The following is a 12,536-nucleotide window of genomic DNA, read 5'->3' on the forward strand; positions in this document are numbered from 1 at the left end:
TGCGAGGTATCGGTCCTGGTAAGCTGAGCGCGCCGGGTGTATGTCCGGTAACAACCTTCACGGGCCGATGCTGTCCCGGTAGACCCCCGAAAAGCAGTTAGCGCCCGTCGTGGCGACCCCGCTTGCGGAGGCCGCCGACAGCACGTGCGGAGCGCACACACTGGTGGTCTTCCCGGCCGATGTGGAGGTATATCGGTGCTGTTCTCTCAGTTGCCCGGTCCCCAGGGCTTGTACGACCCGGACCAGGAAGTCGATTCCTGCGGCGTCGCGATGGTGGCGGACGTGCACGGCCGCCGCTCACACTCCATCGTCTCCGACGGACTCCTCGCCCTCGAGAATCTCGAGCACCGCGGTGCGGCGGGATCGGAACCGAACAGCGGAGACGGCGCCGGCATCCTCCTCCAGCTCCCCACCGAATTCTTCGCGGACGTCGTCGACTTCGATCTCCCGGCGCCGCTCGACGACGGCAGCAGCACGTACGCGGCGGGCACCTGCTTCCTCCCGCACGACCCGCAGGCGCGGGCGGCGGCGCAACGACGCGTGTCCGACCTCGCGGCCGAGGAGGGGCTCGACATCCTCGGCTGGCGCCGGGTGCCCGTAGATCCGGACGGCGCGGACGTCGGTTCCACGGCCCGGGCCTGCGAACCGCACATGAGCCAGTTGTTCGTCACCGCACCCGCCGTCGGCGGGATCCGGCCCGGCGGGCTGGCACTCGACCGCCTGGTCTACGCGCTGCGCAAGCGGGCCGAGCAGGTCACTCCCGAGATCGAGTCCGAGGGCAGCGGCGTGTACTTCCCGTCCCTGTCGAGCCGGACCGTCGTCTACAAGGGAATGCTGACCACGTCCCAGCTGTCGCGGTACTTCCCGGACCTGCGCGATCCCCGGATCGCGAGTGCGATCGCGATCGTGCACAGCCGGTTCTCGACCAACACGTTCCCGTCCTGGCCGCTCGCGCACCCGTTCCGGTTCGTCGCGCACAACGGCGAGATCAACACGGTCCGCGGCAACCGGAACCGCATGCGTGCCCGCGAGGCGCTGCTGTCGAGTTCGGTGATCCCGGGCGACCTGCGCAGGCTGTATCCGATCTGCACCCCCGACGCGTCGGATTCGGCGTCGTTCGACGAGGTGCTCGAACTGCTGCACCTTGCAGGCCGCAGCGTGGCGCACGCGGTGATGATGATGGTGCCGGAGGCGTGGGAGAACGACACGTCGATGTGCCCCGACCGGCGGGCGTTCTACCAGTTCCACGCGTCGCTGATGGAGGCGTGGGACGGACCGGCGTGTGTGACGTTCACCGACGGGACCGTGGTCGGCGCCGTGCTCGACCGCAACGGCCTGCGTCCGGGACGCTGGTGGCAGACCGTCGACGGGCGGGTGGTCCTCGCGAGCGAGAGCGGTGTCCTCGACGTGCCGCAGGCGGAGGTCGTGGCGAAGGGCCGCCTCGAACCGGGGCAGATGTTCCTGGTCGACACGTCCGAGGGCCGGATCGTGCCCGACGAGGAGATCAAGATGCGGCTCGCGGCGGAGCGGCCGTACGCCGAGTGGCTGTACGCCGGTCTGCTCGAACTGAAGACGCTGCCTGATCGCCCGCACGCGCAGCACAACCACGAGTCGGTGGTGCGACGGCAGGTGGCGTTCGGGTACACCGAGGAGGATCTGCGCATCCTGCTCGCGCCGATGGCCGCGTCCGGCGGCGAGCCCCTCGGCTCGATGGGGACGGACACCCCGATCGCGGTCATGTCGCAGCGTTCGCGGCTGCTCTACGACTACTTCGTCGAACTGTTCGCGCAGGTCACGAACCCGCCGCTCGACGCGATCCGCGAAGAGATCGTGACGTCGCTGTCGCGGGTCATGGGCCCGGAGCAGAACCTGCTCGAGCCGACCGCGGCGTCGTGCAGGCAGATCGTGCTGCCGTGGCCGGTGCTCGACAACGAAGAGCTGAACAAGATCATCAACGTGAACGCCGACGGCAACCATCCGGGGCTGGCCGCGACGGTGCTGCGCGCGCTGTACGACGTGGAGCGCGGCGGTGCGGGGGTGGCCGAGGCGATCGAGGAATTGCGGGCGCAGGCGAGCGCCGCGATCGCGGACGGCTATCGGACGCTGGTGATCTCGGACCGCGACTCCGACCACACCCGCGCGCCGATCCCGTCGCTGCTCGCGGTCGCCGCGGTGCACCATCACCTGGTGCGGACCAAGGAACGCACCAAGGTGGCGCTGGTCGTCGAATCCGGTGACGCCCGCGAGGTCCATCACCTGGCGCTGCTCATCGGGTACGGCGCCGCCGCGGTCAACCCTTACCTCGCGATGGAGTCGATCGAGGACCTCGTGTCCGAGGGCGAACTCACCGGCGTCGAGCACACGATCGCCGTGCGGAACTACCTCACCGCTCTCGGCAAGGGTGTGCTGAAGGTGATGTCGAAGATGGGCATCTCCACCGTCGGCTCGTACACCGCGGCGCAGGTGTTCGAGGCGATCGGCTTGGACCGCGGCCTCGTCCACGAGTACTTCACAGGCACCGTCAGCAAGCTGGGCGGCGCCGGTCTCGACGAGATCGCCCGCGAGGTCACCGTCCGCCACCGGCAGGCGTACCCGGACAACCCGGCCGAGTTCGCCCACCGGCGGCTCGAGGACGGCGGCGAGTACCAGTTCCGCCGCGACGGCGAACTGCACCTGTTCACGCCGGAGACGGTGTTCCTGCTGCAGCACGCGACCCGCACCGGTCAGCACGAGGTGTTCGCGAAGTACAGCGAGGAGGTCAACCGGCTGGCCGAGGCCGGTGGCGCACTGCGCGGCCTGTTCACGTTCCGCGAGGGCGTGCGCCCGCCGGTGCCGCTGGACGAGGTGGAACCGGTCGAGCGGATCGTCACCCGGTTCAATACCGGCGCGATGAGCTACGGCTCGATCTCCGCCGAGGCCCACGAGACGATGGCCGTCGCGATGAACAATCTCGGCGGGCGCTCCAATACGGGCGAGGGCGGCGAGAACGTCGACCGCCTCTACGATCCGTCCCGCCGCAGCGCCGTCAAGCAGGTGGCGAGCGGGCGGTTCGGTGTCACCAGCGACTACCTGATCAACGCCAGCGACATCCAGATCAAGATGGCGCAGGGCGCGAAGCCCGGTGAGGGCGGCCAGTTGCCGGCGTACAAGGTGTACCCGTGGGTCGCGGAGACCCGGCATTCGACGCCGGGGGTCGGGCTCATCTCGCCGCCGCCGCACCACGACATCTACTCGATCGAGGATCTCGCCCAGCTGATCCACGACCTGAAGAACGCCAACGACCGGGCCCGGGTCCACGTGAAGTTGGTCAGCTCGGTGGGTGTGGGAACGGTCGCCGCCGGCGTCAGCAAGGCGCACGCCGACGTGGTCCTGATCTCCGGGAACGACGGCGGAACCGGCGCCACCCCGCTGACGTCGATGAAGCATGCCGGGGCGCCGTGGGAGATCGGGCTGGCCGACGCCCAGCAGACACTCGTGCTCAACGGTCTCCGCGACCGCATCACCGTCCAGTGCGACGGCGGGATGCGCACCGCGCGGGACGTCGTGGTCGCGGCGCTCCTGGGTGCGGAGGAGTTCGGGTTCTCGACGGCCCCGCTGATCGTGGCGGGCTGCATCATGATGCGGGTCTGCCACCTCGACACCTGCCCGGTCGGTGTCGCCACCCAGAACCCGGAGCTGCGCAAGCGGTATACCGGCAAACCGGAGTTCGTGGAGGAGTTCTTCCGCTTCGTCGCCGAGGACGTGCGCCAGTACCTGGCGGACCTGGGGTTCCGCAGCATCGACGAGGCCGTCGGTCACGCCGACGTCCTCGAGACCGCGCAGGGGATCGCGCACTGGAAGAATCGCGGACTCGACCTCACCCCGATCTTCGCCGTGCCCACCGGACCGGACGGGGCGCCGCTGCCGCAGCGGCGCCGGGACCGCGATCAGGATCACGGACTGGACCGGGCGCTGGACCGGACGCTCATCCAGCTGGCCGAGGGTGCCCTCGAGGACGCGCACGCCGTGGAGATCGAGATGCCGGTGCGCAACGTCAACCGGACCGTCGGCACGCTGCTCGGTGCGGAGGTGACCCGCCGGTACGGCGCCGCCGGGCTGCCGGACGACACGATCCGGCTCACGTTCACGGGTTCGGCGGGGCAGTCGCTCGGCGCGTTCCTGCCGCCGGGCATCACCATCGACCTGACCGGTGACGCCAACGACTACGTCGGCAAGGGATTGTCGGGCGGACGGATCGTGGTCCGTCCCGCCGACGACGTCCTGTTCGTCCCCGAAACCCAGGTGATCGCGGGCAACACCCTCCTCTACGGTGCCACCTCGGGCGAACTGTATCTGCGGGGCCGCGTCGGCGAGCGTTTCTCGGTGCGCAACTCCGGTGCGTCGGCCGTCGTGGAGGGCGTCGGCGACCACGCCTGCGAGTACATGACGGGCGGACGGGTCGTGATCCTCGGACCCACCGGCCGGAACATGGCGGCCGGCATGTCCGGCGGCATCGCGTACGTCCTCGACCTGGACCCCGAGGACGTGAACCCGGCGATGGTGAAGCTCCTGCAACCCGACCCGGACGACCTCGACTGGTTGTGCGGAGCGGTCACCCGCCACCACCGCTGGACCGGTTCCGCGGTGGCGGCGTCGGTGCTCGCCGACTGGCCCCGGCGGTCCGCGTTGTTCACCAAGGTGATGCCGGTGGACTACCAGCGGGTGCTGGACGCGACCCGGATCGCCAAGGCCGAGGGACTCGACGTGGACACTGCGATCATGGAGGCGGCACGTGGCTGATCCGCAGGGCTTTCTGCACATCGTCAAGAAGGAGGCGCGCAAGCGTCCGGTCGCGGAGCGGGTGCACGACTGGCACGAGGTGTATGCGCCGCAGAGTCCGGCGGAGCGGGCCGCCGAGGTGTCCGAGCAGGCCGCGCGGTGCATGGACTGCGGAATCCCGTTCTGCCACTCGGGAAGTGCGGGCTGCCCGCTGGGCAACCTGATCCCGGAGTGGAACGACCTGGTGCGGCGCGGCCGCTGGTCGGCGGCCAGTGAGCGCCTGCACGCCACCAACAACTTCCCGGAGTTCACGGGGCGGGTGTGTCCGGCGCCGTGCGAGTCGGCGTGTGTGCTCGCCCTCGCCGACACGCACACGACCGGCAGCGTCACCATCAAGCGGATCGAGCAGGCCATCGCCGACGTCGCCTGGGAGTCCGGCTCGGTGGTGCCCAAGCCGCCGATGATCGCGACGGGCCGCAAGGTGGCGGTGGTCGGTTCCGGCCCGGCAGGCCTTGCGGCGGCACAGCAGCTGACCCGGGCGGGGCACGACGTGACCGTGTACGAGCGCGACGACCGGCTCGGGGGACTGCTGCGGTACGGCATCCCGGAATTCAAGATGGAGAAGGCGATCCTCGATCAGCGCCTGATGCAGATGCGCGCCGAGGGTACGCACTTCGTCACCGACTGCGAGGTCGGCGTCGACCTCACCGTGGAGCAGATGCGCGAGAACTTCGACGCCGTCGTGCTCGCGATCGGCGCGCTCCGGGGCCGCGACAACACGACCGTCGAAGGCCGGGAGCTGAACGGGATCCACCTCGCGATGGAACACCTCGTCACCTCGAACAAGGAATGCGAGGGTGACGGTCCCGCGACGATCACCGCCAAAGGCAAGCATGTCGTCATCATCGGCGGCGGCGACACCGGGGCCGATTGCCTCGGAACGGCGCACCGCCAGGGTGCGCTGTCGGTGACCCAGCTGGACTACAACCCGGAGTTGCCGACGGAACGGGACGAGGCCGCGACGCCGTGGCCTGCGTGGCCGATGGTGCTGCGCACGTCGCCCGCGCACGCCGAGGGCGGTGTCCGCCGGTATCAGGTCGCGGTGCAGCGTTTCCTCGGCGACGAGAACGGGAACGTCCGATCCATGGTGCTCGCCGAGGTCCGGGTCACCCGCGAGGACGGCAAACGCATCATCACGCCGGTCGGCGAGGAGATCGAATTACCGTGCGAACTGGCGCTTTTCGCGATCGGATTCGAGGGTGTCGATCTCGGCCCGCTGCTCGACGACTACGGGCTGTCGCCCACCCGGCGCGGATCGCTCTCCTGCGGCCCGGACTGGCAGACCACCGCACCCGGGGTCTTCGTCTGCGGGGACGCGCACCGCGGCGCGTCGCTCGTGGTGTGGGCGATCGCGGAGGGCAGGTCCGCGGCGCACGCCGTCGACGTGTATCTGACCGGGGCATCGGACCTCCCGTCGCCGGTGCATCCGACGGCGCTCCCGCTGGCAGTCGTCTAAATGGAGAAGGGCGCGCGGGGCGACTAGGCTCGAGGCCGTGAACCGACGCACGAAGATCGTATGCACACTTGGACCTGCTACCGCCACCGGTGACCGTATTCGCGAGCTCGTCGAAAGCGGTATGGACGTGGCGCGGCTGAATTTCAGCCACGGCGAACACGCCGACCACGAGGAGAACTACAAACGCGTCCGGGCCGCCTCGGACGCGACGGGGAAGGCGGTCGGTGTCCTCGCCGACCTGCAGGGCCCGAAGATCCGGCTCGGCCGGTTCGCCGAGGGGCGCACCACGTGGGCCAACGGTGAGGAAGTGCGGATCACCGTCGACGAGGTCGAGGGCACCCACGACCGGGTGTCGACCACCTACAAGCAACTCGCCGAGGACGCCAAGGCGGGTGACCGCCTGCTGGTCGACGACGGCAAGGTCGGTCTCGTCGTCTCCGGGGTGGACGGCAACGACGTGATCTGCCGGGTCACCGAGGGCGGCCCGGTCAGCAACAACAAGGGTGTGTCCCTGCCGGGGATGAACGTGTCGGTCCCGGCGCTGTCGGAGAAGGACATCGCCGACCTCGAGTTCGCGCTCGGCCTCGGCGTCGACTTCATCGCCCTGTCGTTCGTGCGATCGCCGGCCGATGTGGAACTGGTTCACGCCGTGATGGATCGGGTCGGTCGCCGGATCCCGGTGATCGCGAAGCTCGAGAAGCCGGAGGCGATCGACAACCTCGAGGCGATCGTGCTGGCGTTCGACGCGGTGATGGTCGCCCGTGGTGACCTGGGTGTGGAGTTGCCGCTCGAGCAGGTGCCGCTGGTGCAGAAGCGGGCGATCCAGATCGCCCGGGAGAACGCGAAGCCGGTCATCGTGGCCACCCAGATGCTCGAGTCGATGATCGAGAACTCGCGGCCCACCCGCGCCGAGGCGTCCGACGTCGCGAACGCGGTCCTCGACGGCGCGGACGCGGTGATGCTGTCGGGTGAGACGTCGGTCGGTAAGTACGTGATGGAGACGGTGCGCACGATGGCGCGGATCGTCGAGGCGGTGGAGAACGAGTCCACCCAGGTGCCGCCGCTGACGCATGTGCCGCGCACCAAGCGCGGTGTCATCTCCTATGCCGCCCGCGACATCGGGGAGCGGCTGGATGCGAAGGCGCTGGTCGCGTTCACCCAGTCCGGGGACACGGTGCGCCGGCTGGCGCGACTGCACACGCCGCTGCCGTTGCTGGCGTTCACCCCGCTGCCTGAGGTGCGCAGCCAGTTGTCGCTGACGTGGGGCACCGAGACGTTCATCGTCGACCCGGTCGAGAGCACCGACGCCATGGTGCGGCAGGTCGACCACGCCCTGCTCGGGTTGGGCCGGTACCAGAAGGGTGAACTGGTGGTCATCGTGGCCGGGTCGCCGCCCGGCACCGTAGGCTCGACCAACCTGATCCACGTCCACAGAATCGGCGAAGAGGACCACTAGGTGAGCGAAGTCGCGGCGAAGACCGATCTCCAGACTCTGCTCGAACTTCTCGATCTCGAGAAGACCGGCGAGGACACGTACCGAGGTCGGCATCCCGCGCAGGTGGGTAGCCGGACGTTCGGCGGCCAGTTGATTTCCCAGGCACTGGTCGCCGCCGGCCGCACCGTGAGCGGCGAGCGTGCCGTGCACGCGATCAACGCTCACTTCATCCGCGGCGGCGACGTCAAGGAACCCATCGAATACCGCGTCGAGCGGCACCGTGACGGACGGGCCTTCGCGAACCGTCAGGTCACGGCGCTGCAGAACGGTGAGGAACTGTTCGTCATGCTGGCGGCGTTCCAGGACTGGGGCAAGGGTCTCGAGCACGCGGTCGAGGTGCCCGACGTCCCGTTCCCGGACACGCTGCCGCCACTGGGCGACCACTTCCTGGGGTACGAGGATCGACTGAAGATGTTCGTCGACGCCCTCAAGCCGATCGACATGCGTTACGCGAACGACCCGTCGTGGATCATGAAGGGCACGGGGGAGAAGCTCACCCACAACCGGGTCTGGATGAAATCGGACGGCGACCTTCCCGACGACCCGCTCATTCACGTGGCCGTCATGGGCTACTCGTCGGACACCACGGTCCTGGATTCCATCATCACCACCCACGGACTGTCGTGGGGGCTGGACCGGATCGTCGCGGCCACCGTCAACCATTCCATTTGGTTCCACCGGCCGTTCCGGTTCGACGACTGGACGCTCTACGCCACCGAGTCGCCGGTCGCAGCAGGGTCCCGCGGCCTCGCGACGGGGCGCTTCTTCTCCCTGGAAGGCGAGTTGCTGGCCACCGTGGTTCAGGAAGGTCTCATCCGCCACTTCCCGCCGCGGAAGTAGCGACTCCGCCATTCCTTTGCCACCGAACGGTTTTGAACGGTAGTCCAACTGGTGGCCGCGGCGTATGGTCGGTCTGGAATCTCCGAAACGGAACGGACGTGCATTATGAGCGCAGACGCACCCGAGCAGAAGAACACCGGCCGGCCGGCCGAGACCGAAGTTCCCCTTCCCGACGACGAGGCGCTCGCCGCAGCCAAGAAGAAGGTGGAGGAGATCGACGCCCGCTACGAGCCGGGCGCCCGCGAGACGGTCGTCCTGCCCGGCTCCGACGGCACGGTGTCGGGTACCGCCTTCGATGACTACGTCGACGACGAGGGCAACCTGAAAAAGCCTGAGCCCGAGAAGGACTCGTAGACTCCCGTCGACGGACGCCCGTTCTCCCTGCCCGATGTCCCACCTGTGCGGCCGAAACCGCCCAAATGGGACATCGGGCGACGTGTGGGTGCGCGTCGATGCGTGTCCTGCGTGTATCTCTCGCCGACGACCGAGGTCCGGGGTTAGACTTCGCCATCTTTTCTGGTGAGTTTCACCTCGTGATCGGGGATATGGGTCGTGGACTGGAACAACGTCGTCTGGGACAGCGCAATGTGGCTGCTCAAGGCCTACGTCATGACTGTCGTCGCGTTCGTCGTCGTAGTGATACTGCTCGCGCGGTTCACCAAATGGGGTAGGCAGTTCTGGCGCTTCGCCGCGCCGTACTTCAATCCGCGGCGCAGCCTGAAGCCGTTGACGATCCTGGCGGTGCTGCTGCTGTCGACGGTCTTCGCGGTGCGGATGACGGTGCTGTTCTCCTACTGGTACAACGACTTCTACGATTCGATCCAGAACCTGGACGAGTCGGCGTTCTGGCACTTCCTCCGCGTCTTCGCCCTTCTGGCGACCGTCCACGTGGTGCGGGCCCTGATCGAGTACCTGATCGGGCAGACCCTCGACATCGACTGGCGGACGTGGCTCAACCACCATCTCGTCGACGACTGGCTCGACAGCCGCGCCTACTACCGTGACCGGTTCCTGGACGACGCGATCGACAACCCGGACCAGCGCGTCCAGGCCGACATCACCAACTTCGTGACCACGTCCCGCTCGCTGTCGATGGGCGCGGTGACGGCCGTGCTGTCGATCGTGTCGTTCACGGGGATCCTGTGGGATCTGTCCGGCCCGATGACGGTGTTCGGCGTCGAGATCTCGCGGGCGATGATCTTCCTCGTCTACATCTATGTGCTGGTGACCACGGTGGTGGCGTTCTGGATCGGCAAGCCGCTCATCAAGCTGAACTTCCTCAACGAGAAACTGGGCGCCAACTTCCGCTACGCGCTGATCCGGGTGCGGGAGTACGGCGAGAGCATCGCGTTCTACCGCGGCGAGAACGTCGAGCGCCGCACCCTTGCCGGACGGTTCGCGGACGTCATCCGGAACATGTGGCAGATCGTCTTCCGGACGTTGAAGTTCAGTGGATGGAACCTCACCGTCAACCAGACGGCCGTCATCTTCCCGTTCCTCGTGCAGGGGCCCCGACTGTTCACCGGTCAGGTGTCGCTCGGTGACGTGATGCAGACGTCGCAGGCGTTCGGGCAGGTCCACGACTCCCTGTCCTTCTTCCGTGAGTCGTACGCCGACTTCGCGAGTTTCCGCGCCACCCTCATCCGACTCAACGGTCTGGCCAACGACAACCAGCACGCCGCCGAACTTCCGATCCTGAAGACCGGCAAGTCGGGCGACGACCTCCAGGTCGAGAAGCTGGACGTGCGCATCCCCACGGGCCAGACCCTCATCGAGGGCCTCGAGCTCACCGTGACCCCCGGGCAGTCGTTGCTGGTCAAGGGCCCGTCCGGCTCGGGCAAGACCACCCTGCTCCGCACACTCGCCGATCTGTGGCCGTACGCCGACGGCACGGTGTCGCGACCCGCGGGAGAGGCCATCTTCCTGTCCCAGCGGCCGTACCTGCCGCTCGGTTCGCTGCGAACCGCACTGGCATACCCGAAGGAGCCGACGGCGGCCGACGACGTCGTGCGCGCTGCGTTGTCGAAGGTGTCGCTCGGCAATCTGGGGGATCGGCTCGACGAGACCGCCGACTGGACGCGGATCCTGTCGCCGGGTGAGCAGCAGCGTCTCGCGTTCGCGCGGGTGCTGATCGCACGGCCCGCAGTGATCTTCCTCGACGAGGCCACGTCGGCCATCGACGAGGGCCTGGAATACACGCTCTACACCCTGCTCCGGACCGAACTCCCGGACAGCATCGTGGTGAGTGTGGGTCACCGCAGCACCCTCAACCAGTTCCATTCCCGCGGTGTGGAACTGGAGGGCGAGGGCCGGTGGACGGAGTCGGAACTCGTCGGGTGACTCTGCGGCGGGCTACCCGGCGTCCAGCCGAGTCGTGAACTGCAGGACGCGATAAGGGTCACCGGTCGTCGTGTTCCATTGCGACACAAACAGATGCAGCTCGCCCAGTGTGGACGCCGGATGGATGAATCCACCGTAGATCTGCGCCCACGTGCCGTCCGTCGCTCCCCAGTCGCCGCCGGCGATCTGCACGGTCGGTTCCGACCAGGGTCCGTCGATGCGCTCCGCCGTGCGTGTGACGATCGCGTACGCGGCGGGATCGAAGTACGCGAGGACCCAGGTGCCGTCGATCCGTCGCAGGCACATCTCGCCGACGGGGCCCGGCAGGATCGGGGTCGCGGGCTGTCCCCACGCCCACCCCGTGCCGCGGTCCCAGCCCCACTCTTCGTAGGCTCCGGGCTCGAGGATGCACGGTTCGGGGACCCGCCGGAGGATCATCCCACCCGGATTGGTGCGGTCGAACGCGCTCGAGACGACGTAGACGTAGCCGTCGTGCCGCTCCATGGTCCACAGCTGATCGAGCGACCCACCACGGTTGTCCCAGCGGGCGGGTGAGCGGTGCCAGTTCTCGCCGCCGTCGTCGGACCAGGCGAGATACGTGAAATTCGTCGGCCACGCACGTGACCTCCACGAGTGCACACTGACGACGGACAGATACGTCCGATCACCGATCGTGACGGCGTCGGCAGGGACGACGGTGAACTCGGTGCCCGCCGATTCCCGGTCGGGAAGTTCGCGGACATCGTGCGCGTTCGGCAGGATCTCCCGCGCCGTCCGGCCGCCGGCCGCGGAGTCGAACTCGATGCCGCCCCGGAGATCGGTGGTGGTGGAGCGCAACATCACGGGGCTGCGCCACCGCCTGCCGTGCCGGCCGTGCGAGCTGAACGTGTCGCCGAAGAAGAACGCGACTCTCCCGTCGGCGAGGCGCGCGGGACAGCCGAGGTCGGTGCCGTGTACACCCCAGCGTCGCGTCGCCTCGCCGGTGACCTCCTTCACGAAGGTCGCTGCCGGTGTGGTTGTGCTGCCCGCGATACGCGCTTCTCCCGTGTCGGTGAATCCGGTGGTCAGGACGTCTTGCGGTAGGACGCGGCGAGTTCGTCGGCCCGATCCCACGGGGACCAGTCGACCTCGCGGCCGTCCAGTTGCGCTTCGACTACCTCGAGTCCCGCGTGCCAGCCGGCGGCGTGGGCGTAGGCGGATTCTTCTTCTTCCACGGTGTGGGTGAGCGTCAGCCAGCAGCCTCCGCTGCCGTCGGGGACGAGTTCCCAGTGCAGGGTCTCGGCGTCCCACAGGTATTCGAGGATGTGCGCGGGATGCACCGAGATGACCGTCCCGGTGGTGGTCTGATCTGCGGGCAATCCGAATCGGCGCACCTGCTCCGGCGTCACGCGGAAGACGAGTTCGGCGCCCGGGGTGAGGTCGAATTCGACGTCGGCGGGGAACCAGGCCTTCAGGTACTGCGGGTCGGTGAGAACTCGCCACACCTTCTCCGGCGAGTGCGAGAGCGCTTGCTGGAATCGAAGGGCTACCCGCCCGTCGTAGGTGAAAGTGACGGTGCCGAGCTCCATGGGTGACCTCCGTGCTCGA

The 12,536-nt window shown here is 68.1% G+C and carries 8 protein-coding genes; 6 read left to right on the forward strand and 2 right to left on the reverse strand.

Annotation, left to right across the window (positions count from 1 at the left end):
* The first annotated feature begins 195 nt into the window (after positions 1-195).
* From gltB to QM841_RS26085, 6 genes are all read left to right on the forward strand, one after another.
* Complete coding sequence (gltB, locus tag QM841_RS26060) at positions 196-4,779, forward strand: glutamate synthase large subunit (protein WP_283334308.1); 4,584 nt, start codon at positions 196-198, stop codon at positions 4,777-4,779.
* Positions 4,772-6,274, forward strand: a complete 1,503-nt coding sequence (locus QM841_RS26065; RefSeq protein WP_283334309.1) for a glutamate synthase subunit beta — start codon at positions 4,772-4,774, stop codon at positions 6,272-6,274. The genes gltB and QM841_RS26065 overlap by 8 nt, the downstream gene beginning before the upstream one ends.
* 37 nt (positions 6,275-6,311) lie before the next feature.
* Positions 6,312-7,730 (forward strand): pyruvate kinase, encoded by a 1,419-nt coding sequence (pyk, locus tag QM841_RS26070; RefSeq protein WP_009473661.1) that lies wholly within the window; start codon positions 6,312-6,314, stop codon positions 7,728-7,730.
* Complete coding sequence (locus QM841_RS26075) at positions 7,731-8,609, forward strand: acyl-CoA thioesterase (protein WP_009473660.1); 879 nt, start codon at positions 7,731-7,733, stop codon at positions 8,607-8,609. It abuts the gene before it with no gap.
* Between the two features lie 105 nt (positions 8,610-8,714).
* Positions 8,715-8,963, forward strand: coding sequence for a hypothetical protein (locus tag QM841_RS26080; protein WP_009473659.1), 249 nt, complete (start codon positions 8,715-8,717; stop codon positions 8,961-8,963).
* Positions 8,964-9,161: 198 nt separating this feature from the next.
* A complete protein-coding gene (locus tag QM841_RS26085) occupies positions 9,162-10,949 on the forward strand; it encodes an ABC transporter ATP-binding protein/permease (protein ID WP_005247472.1) in 1,788 nt (595 codons plus the stop codon).
* 12 nt (positions 10,950-10,961) lie between these two features.
* Here QM841_RS26085 and QM841_RS26090 read toward each other — a convergent pair whose 3' ends face one another.
* Positions 10,962-11,945, reverse strand: coding sequence for a glycoside hydrolase family 183 protein (locus tag QM841_RS26090; protein ID WP_283334336.1), 984 nt, complete (start codon positions 11,943-11,945; stop codon positions 10,962-10,964).
* 68 nt (positions 11,946-12,013) lie between these two features.
* Positions 12,014-12,517: an SRPBCC family protein gene (locus QM841_RS26095; protein WP_005260370.1), complete on the reverse strand. Its 504-nt coding sequence runs from the start codon at positions 12,515-12,517 to the stop codon at positions 12,014-12,016.
* Positions 12,518-12,536: the final 19 nt, after the last annotated feature.

Source organism: Rhodococcus sp. IEGM 1307, assembly GCF_030056915.1.
Taxonomy (GTDB): domain Bacteria; phylum Actinomycetota; class Actinomycetes; order Mycobacteriales; family Mycobacteriaceae; genus Rhodococcus_F; species Rhodococcus_F opacus_D.

What these genes read in the sequence shown, in the direction of transcription:
- QM841_RS26095 (WP_005260370.1), bottom strand. Translation starts at nt 12,517, where the DNA reads ATGGAGCTCGGCACCGTCACTTTCACCTACGACGGGCGGGTAGCCCTT.
- QM841_RS26080 (WP_009473659.1), top strand. Translation starts at nt 8,715, where the DNA reads ATGAGCGCAGACGCACCCGAGCAGAAGAACACCGGCCGGCCGGCCGAG.